This window comes from Kitasatospora sp. NPDC056184 (assembly GCF_042268405.1).
Classification (GTDB): Bacteria; Actinomycetota; Actinomycetes; order Streptomycetales; family Streptomycetaceae; genus Kitasatospora.
This window is the reverse complement of the sequence record NZ_JBHJUI010000031.1, coordinates 24,636-42,912: the sequence shown is the minus strand read 5'-3', so window position 1 is coordinate 42,912 and position 18,277 is coordinate 24,636. Positions and strand designations below refer to the sequence as shown.

The 18,277-nt window shown below is 73.9% G+C and carries 18 protein-coding genes; 11 read left to right on the top strand and 7 right to left on the bottom strand.

The genetic code is table 11. From position 1 onward, the window contains the following. Window positions 1-26: 26 nt before the first annotated feature. A complete protein-coding gene (locus ACFC0B_RS36320) occupies window positions 27-509 on the bottom strand; it encodes a hypothetical protein (protein ID WP_376096182.1) in 483 nt (160 codons plus the stop codon). Between the two features lie 137 nt (window positions 510-646). After that, window positions 647-1,348: a 4'-phosphopantetheinyl transferase family protein gene (locus ACFC0B_RS36315; RefSeq protein ID WP_376096179.1), complete on the bottom strand. Its 702-nt coding sequence runs from the start codon at window positions 1,346-1,348 to the stop codon at window positions 647-649. 272 nt (window positions 1,349-1,620) lie between these two features. Here ACFC0B_RS36315 and ACFC0B_RS36310 point away from each other — a divergent pair, with 272 nt between their 5' ends. Further along, entirely contained in the window at window positions 1,621-3,087 is a 1,467-nt protein-coding gene (locus tag ACFC0B_RS36310; RefSeq protein WP_376096176.1) for a choice-of-anchor A family protein, read from the top strand. Window positions 3,088-3,179: 92 nt separating this feature from the next. Here the strand turns inward: ACFC0B_RS36310 and ACFC0B_RS36305 are convergent, their stop codons facing one another. Next, on the bottom strand, window positions 3,180-3,827 hold the full coding sequence (locus tag ACFC0B_RS36305; RefSeq protein WP_376096173.1) for a TetR/AcrR family transcriptional regulator: 648 nt from the start codon (window positions 3,825-3,827) through the stop codon (window positions 3,180-3,182). Window positions 3,828-3,890: 63 nt separating this feature from the next. Between ACFC0B_RS36305 and ACFC0B_RS36300 the strand changes: the two genes are divergently transcribed. Further along, window positions 3,891-4,844 carry a hypothetical protein gene (locus ACFC0B_RS36300; protein ID WP_376096170.1) on the top strand — a complete coding sequence of 318 codons (954 nt, stop codon included), beginning with the start codon at window positions 3,891-3,893 and terminating at the stop codon, window positions 4,842-4,844. 68 nt (window positions 4,845-4,912) lie between these two features. On the opposite strand, the gene kynU is transcribed toward ACFC0B_RS36300, so the two are convergent. Both kynU and ACFC0B_RS36290 read right to left on the bottom strand, forming a co-directional pair. After that, entirely contained in the window at window positions 4,913-6,139 is a 1,227-nt protein-coding gene (gene kynU, locus ACFC0B_RS36295; RefSeq protein ID WP_376096167.1) for a kynureninase, read from the bottom strand. Between the two features lie 92 nt (window positions 6,140-6,231). Beyond that, window positions 6,232-7,062: a tryptophan 2,3-dioxygenase gene (locus ACFC0B_RS36290; RefSeq protein WP_376096164.1), complete on the bottom strand. Its 831-nt coding sequence runs from the start codon at window positions 7,060-7,062 to the stop codon at window positions 6,232-6,234. Window positions 7,063-7,251: 189 nt separating this feature from the next. Between ACFC0B_RS36290 and ACFC0B_RS36285 the strand changes: the two genes are divergently transcribed. Both ACFC0B_RS36285 and ACFC0B_RS36280 read left to right on the top strand, forming a co-directional pair. Next, window positions 7,252-7,686, top strand: coding sequence for an Lrp/AsnC family transcriptional regulator (locus ACFC0B_RS36285; RefSeq protein WP_376096161.1), 435 nt, complete (start codon window positions 7,252-7,254; stop codon window positions 7,684-7,686). 22 nt (window positions 7,687-7,708) lie between these two features. Then, the gene (locus ACFC0B_RS36280) at window positions 7,709-8,251 is read left to right on the top strand and encodes an NADPH-dependent FMN reductase (protein WP_376096158.1); all 543 of its coding nucleotides are present in this window, start codon (window positions 7,709-7,711) and stop codon (window positions 8,249-8,251) included. Between the two features lie 35 nt (window positions 8,252-8,286). On the opposite strand, the gene ACFC0B_RS36275 is transcribed toward ACFC0B_RS36280, so the two are convergent. Beyond that, window positions 8,287-8,922 carry a MarC family protein gene (locus ACFC0B_RS36275; protein WP_376096155.1) on the bottom strand — a complete coding sequence of 212 codons (636 nt, stop codon included), beginning with the start codon at window positions 8,920-8,922 and terminating at the stop codon, window positions 8,287-8,289. Window positions 8,923-9,102: 180 nt separating this feature from the next. Here ACFC0B_RS36275 and ACFC0B_RS36270 point away from each other — a divergent pair, with 180 nt between their 5' ends. The 3 genes from ACFC0B_RS36270 to ACFC0B_RS36260 all read left to right on the top strand — a co-directional run bounded on the left by ACFC0B_RS36270 (window position 9,103) and on the right by ACFC0B_RS36260 (window position 12,604). After that, entirely contained in the window at window positions 9,103-9,663 is a 561-nt protein-coding gene (locus ACFC0B_RS36270) for a DoxX family protein (RefSeq protein ID WP_376096152.1), read from the top strand. Window positions 9,664-9,824: 161 nt separating this feature from the next. Further along, the gene (locus ACFC0B_RS36265) at window positions 9,825-10,454 is read left to right on the top strand and encodes an FxLYD domain-containing protein (protein ID WP_376096149.1); all 630 of its coding nucleotides are present in this window, start codon (window positions 9,825-9,827) and stop codon (window positions 10,452-10,454) included. Window positions 10,455-10,804: 350 nt separating this feature from the next. Continuing rightward, window positions 10,805-12,604, top strand: coding sequence for a glycosyl hydrolase family 18 protein (locus ACFC0B_RS36260; protein ID WP_376096146.1), 1,800 nt, complete (start codon window positions 10,805-10,807; stop codon window positions 12,602-12,604). Between the two features lie 117 nt (window positions 12,605-12,721). Here ACFC0B_RS36260 and ACFC0B_RS36255 read toward each other — a convergent pair whose 3' ends face one another. Next, a complete protein-coding gene (locus ACFC0B_RS36255) occupies window positions 12,722-13,282 on the bottom strand; it encodes a MarR family winged helix-turn-helix transcriptional regulator (protein WP_376096143.1) in 561 nt (186 codons plus the stop codon). 169 nt (window positions 13,283-13,451) lie between these two features. On the opposite strand from ACFC0B_RS36255, the gene ACFC0B_RS36250 reads away from it, so the two are divergent. From ACFC0B_RS36250 to ACFC0B_RS36235, 4 genes are all read left to right on the top strand, one after another. Beyond that, complete coding sequence (locus ACFC0B_RS36250; RefSeq protein ID WP_376096140.1) at window positions 13,452-14,792, top strand: MFS transporter; 1,341 nt, start codon at window positions 13,452-13,454, stop codon at window positions 14,790-14,792. Window positions 14,793-15,024: 232 nt separating this feature from the next. Then, window positions 15,025-16,632, top strand: coding sequence for a dolichyl-phosphate-mannose--protein mannosyltransferase (locus tag ACFC0B_RS36245; RefSeq protein WP_376096137.1), 1,608 nt, complete (start codon window positions 15,025-15,027; stop codon window positions 16,630-16,632). Window positions 16,633-16,635: 3 nt separating this feature from the next. After that, window positions 16,636-17,439 (top strand): ABC transporter permease, encoded by an 804-nt coding sequence (locus ACFC0B_RS36240; RefSeq protein ID WP_376096134.1) that lies wholly within the window; start codon window positions 16,636-16,638, stop codon window positions 17,437-17,439. A gap of 244 nt (window positions 17,440-17,683) precedes the next feature. Next, window positions 17,684-18,271, top strand: coding sequence for a TMEM165/GDT1 family protein (locus tag ACFC0B_RS36235; RefSeq protein WP_376096131.1), 588 nt, complete (start codon window positions 17,684-17,686; stop codon window positions 18,269-18,271). Window positions 18,272-18,277: the final 6 nt, after the last annotated feature.

Genomic DNA, 18,277 nt, shown 5'->3' with positions numbered 1-18,277 from the left:
GACAGTACTACCGGGGGAGCCCGGCGTCAGGCACCGGTGGTCGAACCGGGCCGGATGATCATCAGCACCACGACGACCGCCCACAGCAGGTTGAAGACGCCCGCCGTCATCGGCAGCAGCGCGAGCCCCTTGACGGCCTTGCCGTGGTCCTCCGAGCCGGACTCCAGGCCGAGCGCGTCCACCGCGGCCTGCTGGGCGGGCAGTACGAACAGCAGCAGCGCCAGGGCCGCGACGGCGGTCAGCACCATGGAGACGATCAGCCAGGACTGGCCGAGCACGTCCATCACCTGGGCGACCCCGATGCCGAGGACCGGCACGGCGATCCCGAGCAGCGCGTAGACCTGGGTGATCCGGTGCAGCAGCCGCAGCATGCCGGCGTCGGCGGCCTGCTCGGGCCCGCCCGCCAGCGCGGCCTTCGCCCGGCGCGGGAACATGCTGACGGCCACGGCCACCGGGCCTATGAACAGCACCGAGGCGAGGACGTGCAGGCTCAGCAGGAACTTGGCCATGGCGGGGCACCCTTGCGACTCAACGGGGGCGGCCCGTCGGCGGTCGCGGTGCGGGCAGCCGGGACGGTTCTCCTCGCCCCGACCAGGACGCTAACACCGCTTATCCGACCGGCCTCCGCCCCCACCCGGGTCGGGCCTCAGAGGGCGTCCAGCGCCACCACCCGCGGCGCCACCTCGCAGGCCGCGGCGACGGCGGCGCCGTGCGCCTCGTCCACCCAGTCGAGCAACTGGAGGCCCTCGAAGGTGCTGAGCAGCGGCCCGCCGCCGGGCAGGTCGAGCGGGAGCCCGGAGAGGTCGACGGCGGCCAGGCCGTCGAGTGTCGTCCGGCCGATCTTGATCAGCGACTCCTTGCGGACCCAGAGCCGCAGGAAGGCCCGCGCCGGGTCGGCGTGCTCCCGCACCTGCCGGAGCTCCGCCGCGGCGAGCACCCGGGGCGCGACGTCGAGCAGGGTGCCGCCGCGGTCGGTCAGCTCGACGTCGACGCCGATCGGCCGGTGTCCGGCGGCGGCCGCGACCACGCCCTTGGTGTGCGAGAGGCTGACCTCGATCCCGGGGTGGTCGGGCAGGCGGGGCTTGCCGTGGTCGCCCTTGTCGCAGTCGGGGCAGTGCTGGGCGAGGGTCAGCGCGGTGGCCGGGACGCCGAGCAGTTCGGCGGCGCAGAGCCGGACCAGGATGTGCGCGGCGATGAAGTCGACCCGCCCGGACTCGTGCCGGAACCGGGCGGCGCGCTCCTTCTCCACGGCGGTGAGCAGGTGCTCGCCGGCCCCGGGGTGGCGCAGCACGTCGGCGCTCGTGGCGACGGTGGCGATCGCGTCGGAAGTCATGCCCGCGGAAGTCATGCCCCCAACCTAGCGGGGCGGCGGGCGGCCCGGGAGGACACGAAGGCCTCGCCCGGTCGGAGGATTTTCATCTCAACGCTGATGGTCTGTAGGGTATGGTTCGTCCGATTTGGTGTCGGATATCCCGAATCTCTGGATTCTCTGGGAATCGACCGGGATGATCCAGGATCAACTGGAACGCGGCAGGTGTTCTCCCCCGCCTGCCTTTCTCTGCGCGGAGGAATGTGTCGATGGGTCAGGGAACCGGTACGCCCGGTCACAGAAGAGCCACCGTGGAGCGGCCCCCCGCCCCCCGCGGCCGCCGCAACGCCCGGGTCGCCGTGGCGACCGCCGCCGCCGTGCTGCCGTTCGCGGCCGTGCTGACGGTCGGTTCGGCCGCGCCGCTGGCCCCGCCGCTCGGCGCGTGCAGCGGGCCCGACTGTCCGGCCACCTGGCCGCCGCCGAACAACGGCGACTTCCCGGGCCGGGACGCCACCATCAACGTCTTCACCGGCGGTTACTACACGGTCACCGGCCGGGCCGCCGAGGCCGAGGGCAAGATCGTCACCCTCGGGGACTTCACCGTCGACAAGAGCCAGGGCGGCGGCGCCTTCAACGCGGGCGTGGTCGGCGTCGGTTCGCGGGTCGTCCCGCCGAACGGCAGCGACTTCCTCACCGTCGGCGGCAACGTCACCGTGCTGCCCGGCAACTCCCTGCTGATCGGCGGCAGCGACTCCCAGGGCCAGGCCTTCGGCAACCTGCGGTACGCGGGCGCGCTCACCGGCACGGTCGCCATCGACCCGACCGGCCAGGCGATCCAGGACGCGAACGCCGCCGCCCCCTACCAGTCGGTGCTCACCCAGATCGAGGACGTCTCCGCCTGCGTCGGCCGGGCCGCCGCCACCGGCACCGTCGCGCTCACCAGCAGCGAGGCGACCTTCACCGGTGACGGGACGAGCATGAAGCAGGTCTTCAACGTCACCGGGAACCTCGCCTCGCCGACCGGCGGCCAGATCGGCCTGGTGTTCGCCAACATCCCGGCCGGCGCGACCGTCGTGGTCAACATGCTGTCGGCCGACCCGGTCATCAACACCTACACGGGCACCGGCCTGCCGGGCGACCCGACCACCGAGATGCGCTCCAAGCTGATGTGGAACTTCCCCACGTCCACCGGTGCGCAGATCAACGGCAGCGCGCAGTTCCAGGGCTCGGTGATGGCGGGCAACCCGGCCGGCACCACGACCATCAACATGCCGGGCCTGAACGGCCGGGTGTACCTGGCGGGCAACCTGATCCAGACCGGCAACGGCGGCTACGAGATCCACAGCTACCCGTTCGACGGCGACCTGCCGGACTGCGAGGTCACGCCGAGCCCGACGCCTACCTCGCCCTCGCCGACGTCCCCGACGCCGACCCCGACCACCACCTCGCCGGCGCCGACCTCCCCGACGCCCACCGAGACCACCACCTCGCCGGCGCCGACGTCCCCGACGCCGACCGAGACCACCACGTCCCCGGCCCCGACGAGCCCGACGGCGACGTCCAGCTCGTCCAGTGCCGCGCCCACCAGCCACGGCCCGTCCAGCCACGGTCCGTCCAGCCACCACCCGACGGCCGGCCACAGCGGCGGGGGCGGCGGCCAGCTGCCGTCGACCGGCGCGGGCAACGCTCCCGTGGTCTTCGGGCTCGCCGGCGCCGGCCTGCTCGCCCTCGGCGGCCTCGCCGTCGTGGCCGCCCGTCGCCGCGGCCGCCACAGCTAGCCGCACACAGCCGGCCGCGGCCGGCTGCGGGTGACCGCAGCCCGCGGCCACCAGGGCCGCCCGGTCCCCCCGGACCGGGCGGCCCGACGCGTTCACGCCCCCGCGCGCCCGGCGGGCCCGGAGGGCCACCCGGCGAGTCCGGCCGCCAGCAGGCCGAAGCCCGCCGTCACCGCCGCCACGACCCGGTCCCGGACGGCGTCCACCGGCTCGCCGGCCACCACGCCCCGCCGGACCTCCGCCAGCGCCGCCCGGTGCGCCCCGGCGAGCGCGCCCGCCACCACCCGGGGGAGCGGGGCGCCCGCCGGGAGGCCGGCCTCCTCGGCCAGGGCGGCCGCCAGCGCCTCCTCGGCCCGCTCGCCCAGGTCCAGCAGCCGGGCCCGCAGGGCCGGACTGCCCTCGACCGTCCGCCAGAACGCCGCGGCCTGCGGGCTCAGCCCGTACGTCGGCTCGTCGGCGTCCAGCCCGGCGAGCAGCTCCGCCCGGACGGCGTCGACGGGGGAGGCGCCCGCCGGCCGCTCCCGCACCACCCGGGCCAGCCGGTCCACCACCTCGTCCTGCCGGTCGAAGAAGAGGTCCTCCTTGGTCGGGAAGTAGTTGAACACCGTGTTGACGGCCACGCCGGCGGCCCGGGCCACCTCGGCCACCGTGACCCGCTCGAACCCGTGCTCGGCGAACAGCGCGGTCGCGGTGTCGGCCAGCAGCGTCCGGGTCTGCCGCTTCTTCTCCTCGCGAAGTCCCATGAGCAAATCCTAGCGCCGCACCAAATTTGCAGTGACTCCAAAAATTTCGGCTACGGTGGGGCCATGACCTTCACCTTCGGCGTCTATCCCGGCGGCCTGCTCGGAGACGAGAGCCGCGTGATCACCCCCGTCCGCCCCGACGACCCGGAGCGGATCACCGCCGCGCTGCGCGCGCTCCAGGGCGCGGCGCCCACCCTGCTGGTCCGCGCCTACCGCTCGTTCCCCGAGGGGCCGGCCACCCCGCCCACCCCGGCCGCCCCGCAGCGGTACGCCCGGGAGGGGCGCCGACTCGACCTGGTCCTCCAGTTCCGGGAGCCGGCCGGCCGGCTGGACGGCTGGACGGAGTTCGTCCGGCGGACCGTGCGCGACGAAGGGGAGCGGATCGGCACCCTGCAGATCTGCGAGGAGCCGAACGCCGACTCCCCGGTGCTCGACGGCTCCGTGCCGAACGTCCGGCGGGCCCTGGTCGAGGGGGTGGTCGCGGCCAAGGAGGAGGCGCTGGCGCTCGGCCTCGACCTCGCCGTGGGGTTCAACGCGGCGTTCGACCCGGACCCGGCCGCCCCGTTCTGGCCCGCCCTCGGCGAGCTCGCCGACGAGCGCTTCCACCGCGCGCTCGACTACGTCGGCCTGGACTTCTTCCCCGACGTCTTCCGCCCCGTCCCGGCCGCGCGGCTCGGCGCGGCGGTCGCGGCGGTGCTCACCGGCTTCCGGCGGGAGATCGTCACCCGGGCCGGGATCGGGCCGGGGGTGCCGGTCCGGATCTGCGAGCACGGCTGGCCCACCGGCCCCGACCGGTCGGAGCGGCGGCAGGCCGAGGTCGTCGAGGAGGTGGTCCGGACGGTCGTGGGCCTCGCCGACGAGCTGAACCTCGCCGGCTACGGCCACTTCGGCCTGCGCGACGCGGACAGCGCCGGCCCGAGCCCGTTCCACCGGTTCGGCCTGCTCCGGGACGACTACACGCCCAAACCGGCCTTCGCCGTGTACGGGAGGCTGATCGAGGAGCTCACGGCTCCGTGACGTCGGCGGTCCCGTCCCCGGCAGGCCCGGGGGCGGGACCACCGGCCCCGCCTCGGGTCACCCTCGCCTCAGGTCACCTCGCCGCGGCGGGAGAAGCGCTCGTCCTTCCACTCGCCGCTCTCCAGCACCTGCGCCAGGTGCCGGGCCGCGTCCCACACCTCGGTGTGCGAGAGGTACAGCGGGGTGAAGCCGAAGCGCATGAGGTCCGGCGCCCGGAAGTCCCCGATCACCCCGCGGGCGATCAGCGCCTGCACCACCGGGTAGCCGTCGGCGTGCCGCAGCGCCACCTGGCTGCCGCGCCGGGCGTGCTCGCGCGGGGTCACCACCTCGATGCCGTCCAGGCCCTCCACCAGGCCGATGAACAGATCGGTCAGCGCCAGGCTCTTGGTGCGGACGGCGGCCCGGTCGGCCCGCTCCCAGACGTCCAGCGAGGCCTCCAGCGCGGCCTGGCCGAGCAGCGAGGGCGAGCTGGTGAGGAAGCGGCCGATGCCCTCCTTCGGCGCGTAGCCGGGCTCGAAGGCGAACGGCCGGGCGTGCCCGAACCAGCCGCTCAGCGGCTGCAGCGGCCCGGCCGCCAGATGCCGCTCGGCGACGTACAGGAAGGCCGGCGAGCCGGGGCCGCCGTTCAGGTACTTGTAGGTGCAGCCGACCGCGAAGTCGGCGCCGCTCGCGGCGAGTTCGACCGGAAGCGCGCCCACCGAGTGGCAGACGTCCCAGATCATCAGGCCCCCGGCGGCCCGCACCCGGGCGGTGATCCCGGGCATGTCCAGCAGCTCACCGGTCCGGTAGTCGACGTGCGAGAGGACGACCGCGGCGACGTCCCCGTCCAGGTGCGCGTCCAGCTCGGCCGGGTCGATCAGCACGCTGCGGGCGCCCGGGACCAGCCCGGTCACGCCCTCGGCGATGTAGAGGTCGGTCGGGAAGGCCGCGCGGTCGCCCAGCACGGCGGAGCGGCCCGGGCGCAGCCGCAGCGCCGCCGCCAGCACCTTGAACAGATTCACCGAGGTGGTGTCGCACACCACCAGCTCCTGCGGGGCGGCCCCGACCAGCGGGGCGATCCGCCGGCCCAGCCGGTACGGCTGCTCGAACCAGCCCGCGTCGTTCCAGCTGCGGATCAGCTCCCGGCCCCACTCCTGCTCGACCACCGTCCGCACCCGCTCGGAGGTGCGGACCGGCAGCGCGCCGAGCGAGTTGCCGTCCAGGTAGATCACCCCCGGCGGCAGGGCGAACTCCTCGCGGAACGCCGCCAGCGGGTCGGCGGCGTCCAGCGCCGCGCACTCCTCGCGCGTGATCATGCCCTGCCCCTCCATCGTGTCGCCCGTGCCCGCGGCCCGCTCCGGGCCGCCGCTCCCTGCCCACCGCTTGATGCCCGCCGGGCGCGGCGCCGTCACAGCCCGTCCCGGATCGCCCACAGCTCGGGGAAGACGTCCTGCTCGGCGGAGCGGCGCAGCCAGGTCAGTCCGCTGGAGCCGCCGGAGCCCGGCTTGCCGCCCATCGCCCGCTTGACCGCCGCCAGGTGGCGCTGGCGCCAGCGGGTCACCCGCTCGGCGACGTCCAGCAGCGCCTCGGCCAGCGGCAGCAGCCCGGCGTGCTCCGCCTCGGTGTAGACCCGCCGCCAGGCGGCCGCGACCGCCTCGTCGGCCTGGTGCCGCTGGGCGGAGACGGTGTCCGGCACGGCCAGGCCGCGGCGGGCGAGCAGCGCGAGCGCGTCGTCGTACAGGCCGGGGGCGCGCAGCGCGGCGTCCAGCTCGGCGTGGGTCCGCGGGCTGTCCCGGTACATGTTCAGCAGCGCGGCGTTCTTGTTGCCGAGCAGGAACTCCAGCTGCAGGAAGGCCGAGGACTGGAAGCCCGAGGCCTCGCCGAACAGCGGGCGGAAGGCGTTGAACTCCCGCGGGGTGAGCGTGGCCAGCAGGTCCCAGGACTCCACCAGCACGTCCTGGACGTGGGTGCCCCGGCGCAGCGCGGCCAGCGCGCCCGGCAGGTCGTCCGCGCGCAGGGCCTGCTGGGCGAGCGTCCACTCGTGCCGGAGCAGGCCGAACAGCAGCTCCATCACCTGGGTGGTGACGATGAACGACAGCTCGGCGGGCTCCTCGCTGAGCGGGTGCTGCAGGCCGTGCAGCTCGTCCAGCCGGACGTAGCGCGCGTACGGGGTGCCCCGCTCCGGCTCACCGGCCCGCCCGAACGACAGGTTGGGCCTCTCCACCGTGTCGTGCCCCATGCCCGATCCCTCCTGAAGTCTTCGGCGAGTACCGGGGCCCCATTGTGCGGCGGCCCGCCGCGCATTTGAATGGGCGGCGGGCACGGCAACCGCGGCCGCGCCTGTCGTACGAGAGGTGTTTTCCCGATCCTCTTCACGATCGCAAAGCAGCGGGATCCAGCCAACCGGACCACACCCTCAGGAGCCGCCGTGGACGCCGTCGACCGCCGACTGCTGGCCGAGCTGCAGGCCGACGCGCGGCTCTCCTACAACGAACTCTCCCGCCGGGTGAGCCTCTCCGCACCCGCCGTGGCCGAACGGGTCCGCCGCCTGGAGGCCGACGGGGTGATCACCGGTTACCACGCCCACGTCGACCTCACCCGCTCCGGCCTGCCCATCACCGCGCTGGTGCAGCTCCAGTGCTACGGCCCGCGCTGCGTGCTGCGCGACCCGGCGGTGGCCGGCTGGCCGGAGGTGCTCCAGCTGCACCGGGTCACCGGCGGGGCCTGCTGCGTGCTGCTGGTCGCCGTTCCCGCGATGGCCGATTTCGAGGCCCTCATCGACCGCCTCGGCGGCTACGGGCAGCCGGCCAGTTCGATGATCCTCTCCAGCCCCGTTCCCTGGCGGCCGGTGGTCGTGCCCTGAGCCGGCCGATAGGTTCCTCCCCATGCCGAACGACCGTCACATCCTGCTGCTCCCGGGCAGCCTGCGCGCCGGGTCCGTCAACGAGACCGTGCTGCGCACCGCCGCCGCCGTGGCGCTGGCCACCGAGGGCGTCGCGACCACCTACTACACCGGGCTGGCGGGGCTGCCGCACTTCAACCCGGACCTCGACACCGATCCGCTGCCGGAGCCGGTCGCCGCGCTGCGGGCGGCGGTCGAGGCCGCCGACGCCCTGCTGATCTGTACGCCCGAGTACGCCGGGACCCTGCCCGGGGCCTTCAAGAACCTGCTGGACTGGACGGTCGGCGGCGTCGAGATCGCGGACAAGCCGGCCGCCTGGATCAACGCCGCGGGGACCGGCCGCGGCCTGGGCGCCGAGGCGGCGCTGGGCACGGTGCTGCGCTACACGGGGGCGGCCGTCGTCGAGGCGGCCTGCGTCCGGGTGCCGCTGGCGCGCGGGGACGTCGGCGCGGACGGGCTGGTCGCCGACCCGCTGGTGCGCGACCGGATCGGGGAGGCGCTGGTCCGGCTGGCCGCGGCGAGCTGAGGCGGCCCGCCGCCCGCCCCGCCGCGGCGCGCGGCTCAGTGCGCCTCGGGCAGGTGCACGCCGAGCCCGGCCAGTCCTTCGAGGAAGAGCTCGGCGCCGACCGCCGCGAGCAGCAGCCCGAGCAGCCGGGCCACCACCTCCAGCGAGGTCCGGTGGGTGCGCAGCATCAGCGGGGCGAGCGCGGCGACGCAGATGAAGTTGATCACCACCACGGCGGCGTACGCGCCGGCCACCGTGGCGTGCCAGCCCCAGTCGTCCTTGGCGAGCGAACCGACCAGGACCGCGGTGACGGCGAGCGGGCTGGCCAGGTACGGCAGCATCAGCTCGCGGATGCCGTCCACCAGCGGGCCGGCCAGGTGCTCGTCCTCCTCGTCGGCGCCGGAGCCGAGGTGGACACCGAAGACCAGCGCGACCGCGTAGACGAAGAAGATCAGCCCGCCGGCGAGCTGGAGCGACTGGTCGCTGATGTGGAACAGCGAGGTGACGAAGTCGGCGCTGAAGGCGAGGACCACCCCGATCACGGCCGAGATGACCGTGCTCCAGGCCGCCAGCCGCCGCAGCTCCCCGGCGCTCCGGGTGGAGGCCAGCCGGGCGAAGGACAGCAGCACCTTCGGCGGGCCGACCACGGCGAAGAAGGCGATGAAGGCGCTGCTCAGGTCGAAGACGAACATGCGCCCAGCATGGCCGCGGAGGTCGGCGCCGCCTGGCTGCCACGCCTGTCCGGATTATTCCCGTTCGTGCCGTGATTCGCCCGAACGGGTGCCCCGGGTCGAGCCTGCGGGCGGTTTCGGCTGCGATGGAAGCCGGACCTTCCCTCCGCGCGGCGGAGGGCTCCCGAAGGGGACGAGGACATGGCTCTGAACCGTATCGACCTGGGCCTGCTGGCCCTGCGCGGCGCCGTGGGCGGGGTGCTGATCGCCCACGGAACCCAGAAGCTGTTCGGCTGGTTCGGCGGTGGCGGCCTGGAGGGCACCACCAAGGCGATGGAGGCGATGGGCTTCCACCCGCCGCGCCAGAGCGCGCTGGCCGCGGGCCTCGGCGAGGCGGGCGGCGGCGCGATGCTGGTGGCCGGGCTGGCCACGCCGGCGGCCGGCGCGGTGGTGGCCGGGACGATGGCGGGCGCGGTCGCGGTGCACGCCCCGGCGGGGTTCTTCGCGATGTCCGGCGGCTACGAGTACCCGGCGTTCCTCGGCGCGACCGGTCTGGCGCTGGGCCTGGCCGGGCCGGGCCGGTACTCGCTGGACCACCTGACCGGGCACGCCTTCAACCGGCCGTGGACCGGCCTGCTGGCCTTCACGGCGAGCGCGGCCTCGGCGTACGGGGTGGTGGCCCGCCGCCGGCACGCCGTCCGGCTGGCGGAGGAGCGCGCGGCGGTGGAGGCGGAGACGCAGGACGGCGCGGGGCTCTCCTGAGCCCGCGGCGCCCTCGCGGCCCGGGGGCCCGCGGCCCGGGCTCACCCGAACGCCCCAGTCCTGCTGGCGGGCGCCGCCCGGGCCCCGGAACGTGGGCGGGGAGGCGCGCCGGACACCCCGGCGCGGGCCAGACGCCACCGGCGCAGAATCGAGGACCCCCGATGGACCGCCAGCCGACCCGCAGCCCCGCGGCCCCGCCCCGGCCGACCGCCGCGGACCCGCACGCCCCCGCCGTCCGCCACCCGCGCCGCGCGCTGGCCGCCGCCCTGGTCGCGGCCCTGCTCGGCGGGGCCGCGCTGGCGGGCTGCTCCTCCGACGGCAACGGGGGCGCGACCGGCAGCGCGGCCTCCTCGGCCGCCGCGCAGGCGGGTTCGGCGATCGCCGGCGCCGCCTCCGCCGCGGCCTCGGCGGCGAGCGCGGCCCTGGGCACGGCGGCGAGCGGGCTCTCCTCGTCGGCGGCCTCCGCGGTCGCCTCGGCGCAGGCGAAGGCCTCCTCGGCGATCGCCGGGATCAAGGGCGGGCTGGACGCGAAGGGGGACATCGCGGTCGGGGCCGTGTCCATCGTCAACGACAAGGCCGAGGCCACGCTGACCGTCACCAACCACGGGCAGCAGGCCGGCCGGTACGTGATCCAGGTCAACTTCACCGACGACAGCGGCAATCTGCTGGACGTGACCGCGGTGACCGTGCCGGATCTGGCGGCCGGTCAGAGCACCGAGGCGAAGGCGCAGAGCAACCGCGACCTCTCGGGCTCGGTGAAGGCCGTCGTCGCCAACGCCGTCCGCTACTGAGCACCGCCGGCCCCGCGCCGGGCGGTTCGACGCGTCCCGCATGCCCCCGCTGACCCGCAGGTCAGCGGGGGCATGCGGGTTTCCGGGGAACCTTAACGGCGGCTCAAGCCGCACCACCACCTCTTGACGGGGTAGTTGGTCTAGTCCATTTTAGTCCCCAGGTGCAGGGAGCCCCTGAGCCGGCGTCAGCGGTTCGCCGCTGACGCCGGTTCGGCATATCCCGGCGTCCGTCAAGGCATGTTCCGCTCGATTCCCCCATCCCGTTCTGTCATGTCCCGGTCGTACGGCCCCACCCCGTACCTGCGTCCCGGGACAGGTCGGAATCCCCCACACCCAGGAGTCACGCACCCATGCTCCGTTCACGCATCGAAAGGGCCGGGGCCCCGGTTCAGGAGGGCGGCCGTCGCAAGCGGTCCAAGAGCCTGACCGCGATCGCCGCCGGTACCACGGCCTCCCTGCTGCTCGGCACGGGCCTCGCGCTCAGCGGCGGCGCCACCGCCAACGCCGCCGTCGGCAACAGCACCGGCGCGCCCGCCACCAGCGGTGGCATCAAGGTCGCCTACTTCGACCAGTGGTCGATCTACTCGAACGCGTACTACCCCAAGACGATCCAGGACACCGGCGTCGCCGGGAAGCTGGACTACCTGATCTACTCGTTCGCCAACATCCACCCCACCAACGGCACCTGTTTCCAGGCCACCAAGGCCGCGAGCCAGGACGAGAACAACCCCAACGCGGGTGACGGTGCGGCGGACGCGTTCGCGGACTACCAGAAGAGCTTCGGCCCGGACATCTCGGTCGACGGCGTCGGCGACGTCTGGAACCAGCCGATCGCGGGCAACTTCAACCAGCTGAAGAAGCTGAAGGCGAAGAACCCGAAGCTCAAGATCCTGATCTCGCTGGGCGGCTGGACCTACTCCAAGTACTTCTCGTCGGCGGCGGCCACGGACGCCTCCCGCAAGAAGCTGGTCTCGTCCTGCATCGACATGTTCATCAAGGGCAACCTGCCCTCCGAGGCCGGCTATGGCGGCCCGGGCACGGCGGCCGGCATCTTCGACGGCATCGACATCGACTGGGAGTACCCGGGCGGCGGCGGCCACACCGGCAACCTGTCGAGCCCGAACGACAAGCAGAACTTCACCCTGCTGCTGAAGGAGCTGCGCGAGCAGCTGGACGCGCAGGGCAAGACCGACGGCAAGCAGTACTACACCGCGGCCGCGGTGGGCGCCGGCCAGGACAAGATCAAGAACGTCGAGACCGACAAGATCGGTCAGTACCTGACGTTCCTGGACGTCATGACGTACGACATGCACGGCGGCTGGGAGGCCAAGGGCCCGACCAACCACCAGGCCCCGATCTACTCCGGCCCCGACGACCCGATGAACCCGGTCCCGGGCGGCAACGGCAAGTACAACGTGGACGCGGCCATCAAGGCCTACACCGCCGGTGACCCGCAGTACGGCATCGCGGGCGGGTTCCCCGCGAACAAGATCAACGTCGGTGTGCCGTTCTACTACCGCGGCTGGACCGGCGTGCCGAACAACGGCAAGAACGGCCTGTTCCAGTCCGCCACCGCTCCGGCCCCGGGCGCCCCGCTCTCGGGCGGCGTCGCCGGCATCCAGATGTACAAGGAGCTGGCCGGCTTCGTCGACAACCCGTCGAAGACCTACTGGGACGACACGGCCAAGGCGACGTACTTCTACGACGGCAACGTCTTCTGGTCCGGTGAGGACTCCCGCTCGATCCAGGCCAAGCTGGACTACGCCCACTGCAACGGCCTCGGCGGCTCCTTCGCCTTCTCGCTGTACGACCTGGGCACCAAGACGGCGCTGTTCGACAAGATGGTCGAGGCCACCAACGGCTCCGCCGCGGCCTGCCCGGCCCCGCCGACCACCACGCCGCCGACCACCCCGCCCACGACTCCGCCGACCACGCCGCCGACCACCCCGCCCACGACCCCGCCGACCACGCCGCCGACCACCCCGGCCGGCTGCGCGGGCGCCCCGAGCTGGGACGCGGCCGCCACCTACGCCACCCCGACCAAGGTCTCCTGGAAGGGCCACTACTACACCAACAAGTGGTGGACCAAGGGCGACGACCCGAGCGCCAGCGGCGCCTGGGGTGTCTGGACCGACAACGGCGCCTGCTGAACCGCCACTGATCGGATGAGGGCCTGACGGACCTCGCACCGCGCACGAAGAGTCCGGCCCGCCGGGGGAGTCCCCCGGCGGGCCGGACTTCTGTCTGCCCCGAACCCCGCGCCCGGCTCAGGCCGGGTCGGCGGTGCGCCCCGGGGCGTCCGGCCGGCTCTCCTCGATCCGGCGCAGCATCCGGGCCAGCATCCCGGAGAGCACGGTGCGGTCCTCGCCGACGACGTCCTGGAGCAGCTCCTCCTCGAAGACCGCGGCCATCCGCATCGACTCCAGCCACTTGTCCCGGCCGAGCTCGGTCAGCTCGATGATCACCCGGACCCGGTTGCTCTCGTCCCGCTCCCGGGTGACCAGCCCCTCGGTGACCATCCGGTCGATCCGGTGGGTCATCGCGGCGGGGGTGAGCCCGAGCCGCTTGGCCAGCTCCCCGGGCCCGAGCCGGTACGGGCTGCCGGCGACCACCAGGGCCTTGAGCACCTCCCACTCGGCGGAGGTGATTCCGAGCACAGTCAACTGCCGGTCGTAGGCGACGGTCATCCGCCGGGCGACCCGGGAGAGCGTCTGCACGATGGTCTCCACCTGCGGGTCGACGGTGGGGAATTCCCGCTGGTAGAGCGCCACCTGCTCGGCGATGCCCAGCTCGCGGGGGGTGGCCGGCGCGGGCTTCTCTGCAGTCATGCGGACCAGTGTCCCATGTGAAGTGCACTCCTTAAGCCTTTGACTCAGCACTCTTCTGGTGCTAAGACTTTAGAGTCAAACTTTAGCTCTTAAGTCTTCTTCCCTTAAGAGTACGCAACGAAACTGACGGAGCCCTGACGGCTCCGACCGCAGTGAAGGGGTGTGCACGGTGACCGGCACGGTGAAGCAGCAGAGGCAGCAGCGACGCGGGGCGGGCGGCCCGCTGCGCCGCGTCCAGATCGGCAACGCGCTCAGCGCGTTCGGCAGCGGGTTCACGATGCCGTACATGTTCGTGTACGTGGACCAGGTGCGGGGGCTGGGTTCGCTGGCCGCGGGGATGGTGTTCACCGTCTTCGCGCTGGCCGCGCTCGCCGTCCTGCCGTTCACCGGCCGCGGCATCGACCGGTACGGGCCGCGCCCGGTGCTGCTGGCCGGCGCCGCGCTGGCCGCCACCGGCGCGTTCGCCTTCGGACACGCCACCGGCACCCCGGCACTGCTGGTCTCCGCGTTCCTGTTCGGCGCGGGCGTCACCACCTGCCAGCCGGCGCTCGCCACGATGATCGTCCGCTGCTCCACCGCGGCGACCCGCTCGCACGCCTTCGCGCTGCAGTTCACCCTGATCAACCTGGGCATGGGCATCGGCGCGCTGGTCGGCGGGCAGATCGTGGACGTCGCCGACCCGGCCAGCCTGACCCGGCTGTTCACCATCGAGGCCGCGACCTTCCTCGGCCTGGCCCTGGTGACCGGCACCGCCCGGATCCCGAACGCCGCGCCGCTGCTCGTCCAGGAGCAGAACGACGGCCCGCAGGGCCTGCGCGCGCTGCTGGCGGACAAGGCCATGCTCCGGCTCAGCGTCCTCGCCGGGCTGATCTTCTTCACCTGCTACGGCCAGTTCGAGTCCGGTGTCGCGGCCTTCGCCACCGACACCGTCGGCACCGCCCCGTCCACCCTGGGCATCGCCATCGGCGCCAACGCGCTGACCATCGTGGTGCTGCAGATGTTCATGGTGCGGATCACCGCCCGCCGCCGGCGCACCACCGCGATGGCCGCCGCCGGCGTGGTCTGGCTCGGCGCCTGGGCGATGGCCCTGGTGGCCGGCCTGGTCCGGACCGAGGCGCTGGCCGCCACGGTCGCGATCGTCTCGATCTACGCCCTGTTCGGGGTCGGCGAGTCGCTGCTCGCCCCGACCATGGGCCCGATCGTCGCGGACCTCGCCCCGGCCCGGCTGCTCGGCACCTACAACGCCGGGTACGCCCTGGTGAAGCAGGTCGCGATCGCCGTCGGCCCGGCCGTGGGCGTCCTGATGGTCGGCTCCGGCACCTGGCCGCTCTACCTGGCGGCGATGGCCGGCTCCACCGTGCTGATCGTCGTCCTGGCGCTGCGCCTGCGGCCGTACCTCACCGCGGCCCAGGACAACGCGCCCGCCGGCTCCGCCGGGGGCGAGCAGGCCCCCGCGGCCCCGGTCCGCACCCCGGCCCCGGCGGTCCGCGAACTGCGGGCGGCCGCCTGACCCCCGGGCGGACGTGCCCCGACGGGCGCCGGACAGGTCACCTGTCCGGCGCCCGTCGCGCTTGGTTTCGCGCCCACCGGCACATAGTGTCGGTGGCTGTCGTCCGTCCGGCCGCGGTCGTCCGGGCCGGTCCAGGCCGCCCCCGGCCGGTGCGGGCCGACCGCGGCCACCGGCGGATCGTGCCGGCGGACGGCACAGGCGAGACAGGCGAACCGGCGAGGCAACCGACACCATGACGCAAGCGGCGCTCACCCACCCCCCGGCGGCAGCGGCCCCGGCCGACCCGGCACCGGAGCGGCGGGGCCTGCTGCGCCGGGCGGCGGACCGCTCGGACTGGCTCGGACCGATCGCCGTGGCGCTCTTCGCCGGGCTGCTGCGGTTCTGGAACCTCGGCTACCCCAACGCCTTCGTCTTCGACGAGACCTACTACCCCAAGGACGCCTGGTCGCTGCTCCGGCAGGGCTACGAGGGCACCTGGTCGGAGCACGCGAACGAGCAGGTCCTGGCCGTCCCGCAGCAGATCCCGCTCACCTCCGCGCCCGAGTTCATCGCCCACCCGCCGCTCGGCAAGTGGGTGATCTCGCTCGGCGAGTGGGGCTTCGGCCTGCACCCCTTCGGCTGGCGGTTCATGACCGCGCTGCTCGGCACCGTCACCGTGCTGATGCTCGCCCGGATCGGCCGCCGGCTCTTCGGCTCCACCCTGATCGGCTGCACCGCCGCCCTGCTGATGGCCGTCGACGGCCTCCAGCTGGTGATGAGCCGGGTCGGCCTGCTCGACGGCGTCCAGATGTTCTTCGTCCTGGCCGCCTTCGGCGCGCTGCTGATCGACCGCGACCACACCCGCGCCCGGCTCGCCGCCGTGCTGCCGGACGGCGGCGGCGGCACCGTCCGGCTCGGGTGGCGGCCCTGGCGGATCACCGCCGGGCTCTGCCTGGGCGCCGCCACCGGGGTCAAGTGGAACGGCGTCATGGTGCTCGCCGCCTTCGGCCTGCTCACCGTGCTGTGGGACCGCTCCGGCCGCCGCTGGGCCGGCGCCCGCCGCTCCTGGCGCGCGATGCTCCGGCTCGACGCGCTGCCCGCCTTCCTCGCCATGGTCGGCTCCGCGTTCGTCGTCTACGTCGGCGGCTGGGCCGGCTGGCTGTTCACCGGCGGCGGCTTCGACCGCCACTGGGCCGACGACCGGGCCGGCCTCTCCCCGGACAGCGTCCTCGGCATCGGGCTGCCGCAGGTGTCGATGAGCTGGGTGCCCGCGCCGCTGCGCAGCCTCTGGCACTACCACGCCCAGATGTACGACTTCAATACCGGCCTGAGCAGCCCGCACACCTACCAGTCCAACCCGTTCAGCTGGCTGGTCCAGGGCCGGCCGGTCTCCATGTACTGGGAGCAGGTGCCGGCCGGCCAGCGCGGCTGCACCGACTCCGGCGGCTGCGCGGCGCAGATCCTCGGCCTCGGCACCCCGCTGCTCTGGTGGACGGCCTGCTTCGCGCTGGTCTACCTGCTCTGGCGCTGGTTCTTCCGCCGCGACTGGCGCTCCGGCGCGGTGCTGTGCGGCGTCGCCGGCGTCTACCTGCCGTGGTTCCAGTACCAGGAGCGGACGGTCTTCTCCTTCTACATGGTGGTGCTCGTCCCCTTCCTCTGCCTGGCCGTGGCGCAGATGCTGGGCGCGATGCTCGGCCCGGAGGGCTGCCCGCCCGAGCGGCGCCGGATCGGCGCGGTCGGTGCCGGGCTGATCGTGCTGGCGATCGTGGCGTGCTTCGCCTTCTTCTACCCGCTGTACACGGCGGAGGTGATCCCGATGTCGTCCTGGCAGGACCGGATGTGGTTCACCAGCTGGATCTGACCGGTGTCCGGCGGGTGGGCCGCCGCGCCGCTCGCCGACGCGGGGCAGCTGCTGCCGGTCTCCCCGGGGCTGGGCGCGGCCACCGCCGTCCTGCTGCTGGCCGCGGTCGCGGTCGCCGGCTGGGGGCGGCTCGGCCAGGGGCGCGCCGTCCTGCGGGCCGGGCTGCGCGCGGTGGTGCAGCTCGCCGCCGTCGCGCTGGTGATCACCTGGGTGGTCGGCTCGCGCTGGTGGTCGGCGCTCTTCGTGCTGCTGATGTTCACGGTCGCGGTGCGGACCGCCGGGCGGCGGATGGTGCCGGCCCCCGGGCGCGGGTGGCTGTGGGCGGCCGCGCCGATCGGGGCCGGGGTGCTGCCGGTGCTGGTGCTGCTGCTCGGCAGCGGGCTGCTGCCGCCGAAGGGCCTGTCGGTCATCCCGGTCGCCGGCATCCTGATCGGCGGCGCGCTCACCGCCACCTCGCTGTCCGGGCGGCGCGCCCTGGACGAGCTGCGCCAGCGGCACGGCGAGGTCGAGGCGGCGCTGGCGCTCGGCTTCGAGGACCGGGACGCCCGGATGGAGATCTGCCGCACCGCCGCCGCCACCTCGCTCGTCCCGGCGCTCGACCAGACCCGGACGGTGGGCCTGGTCACCCTGCCGGGCGCCTTCGTCGGCATGCTGCTCGGCGGGGCCTCGCCGGTCCAGGCGGGCGCGGTGCAGCTGTTCGTGCTGATCGGGCTGCTGGCGGTGGAGTCGGTGGCGGTCGTGGTGGTGCTGGAGCTGGTCGGCCGGGGGCTGGTGCGCGCCGGACGGCCGGGAGGCCCGATCGGGTAGGCTGGTCCGCGTTGAAGGGGAGTAGCCCTCCACCGGACCGTCGACATACTGGCCCCTCGGGGCCCGGCGCCCGGGGCACCGCGGTTCCGCGAGCGGTGCCGGCGAGACCTTCGGCCGCAGTGCTGTGTGTGCGGGCGCGCGTCGTGCGCGTCCCGTGGATTGCCAACCAGTGCTGTCGGGCCGGAGCGACCCCTGACGGAGCTGCTGCGGTCCGGCGGCCCGTACCCGAGGGACACCACCCCCGATGAGTCTGACCGTCGCCGCGATCACGTTCGGCATCGTCTTCCTGTCCGAACTGCCGGACAAGACCGCTCTCGCCAGCCTGATGCTCGGCGCCAAGTACCGGGCGAGCTACGTCTTCGCCGGGATCGCCGCCGCCTTCGCCCTCCAGGTGGGCATCGCGCTGGTCGCCGGCCACCTGCTCTCGCTGCTGCCGCACCGCTGGGTGGAGGGCGTCACCGGCGTGCTGTTCCTGGCCGGCGCGGCGATGCTGCTCTTCCACGGCGGGGGCGAGGACGAGGACGGCCACGCCGCCAAGGAGCCGTCCGCCAACAGCTTCTGGAAGGTCGCCGGGGCCAGCTTCGTGGTCGTGGCGATCGCCGAGTTCGGCGACCTGACCCAGATCATGACCGCCAACCTGGCCGCCAAGTACGCCGACCCGCTCGCCGTGGGCCTGGGCGCCTGGCTGGCGCTGTGCGCCGTCGCGGGGATCGCGATCCTGGGCGGGCAGAAGCTGCTGAAGCACGTGCCGATGAAGATGATCATCCGGGTCGCGGCGAGCGTGATGGTGCTGATGGCCGCGTTCAGCATCTTCCAGGCGATCAAGGGCTGACCCGGC

Excerpts from the sequence above, each read along its gene's own strand:
- ACFC0B_RS36290 (WP_376096164.1), bottom strand. The coding sequence starts at position 7,062 with ATGGGGCACGACACGGTGGAGAGGCCCAACCTGTCGTTCGGGCGGGCC.
- ACFC0B_RS36305 (WP_376096173.1), bottom strand. The coding sequence starts at position 3,827 with ATGGGACTTCGCGAGGAGAAGAAGCGGCAGACCCGGACGCTGCTGGCC.
- ACFC0B_RS36275 (WP_376096155.1), bottom strand. The coding sequence starts at position 8,922 with ATGTTCGTCTTCGACCTGAGCAGCGCCTTCATCGCCTTCTTCGCCGTG.
- ACFC0B_RS36245 (WP_376096137.1), top strand. The coding sequence starts at position 15,025 with ATGACGCAAGCGGCGCTCACCCACCCCCCGGCGGCAGCGGCCCCGGCC.
- ACFC0B_RS36260 (WP_376096146.1), top strand. The coding sequence starts at position 10,805 with ATGCTCCGTTCACGCATCGAAAGGGCCGGGGCCCCGGTTCAGGAGGGC.
- kynU (WP_376096167.1), bottom strand. The coding sequence starts at position 6,139 with ATGATCACGCGCGAGGAGTGCGCGGCGCTGGACGCCGCCGACCCGCTG.
- ACFC0B_RS36265 (WP_376096149.1), top strand. The coding sequence starts at position 9,825 with ATGGACCGCCAGCCGACCCGCAGCCCCGCGGCCCCGCCCCGGCCGACC.
- ACFC0B_RS36235 (WP_376096131.1), top strand. The coding sequence starts at position 17,684 with ATGAGTCTGACCGTCGCCGCGATCACGTTCGGCATCGTCTTCCTGTCC.
- ACFC0B_RS36280 (WP_376096158.1), top strand. The coding sequence starts at position 7,709 with ATGCCGAACGACCGTCACATCCTGCTGCTCCCGGGCAGCCTGCGCGCC.
- ACFC0B_RS36270 (WP_376096152.1), top strand. The coding sequence starts at position 9,103 with ATGGCTCTGAACCGTATCGACCTGGGCCTGCTGGCCCTGCGCGGCGCC.
- ACFC0B_RS36320 (WP_376096182.1), bottom strand. The coding sequence starts at position 509 with ATGGCCAAGTTCCTGCTGAGCCTGCACGTCCTCGCCTCGGTGCTGTTC.
- ACFC0B_RS36315 (WP_376096179.1), bottom strand. The coding sequence starts at position 1,348 with ATGACTTCCGCGGGCATGACTTCCGACGCGATCGCCACCGTCGCCACG.
- ACFC0B_RS36300 (WP_376096170.1), top strand. The coding sequence starts at position 3,891 with ATGACCTTCACCTTCGGCGTCTATCCCGGCGGCCTGCTCGGAGACGAG.
- ACFC0B_RS36255 (WP_376096143.1), bottom strand. The coding sequence starts at position 13,282 with ATGACTGCAGAGAAGCCCGCGCCGGCCACCCCCCGCGAGCTGGGCATC.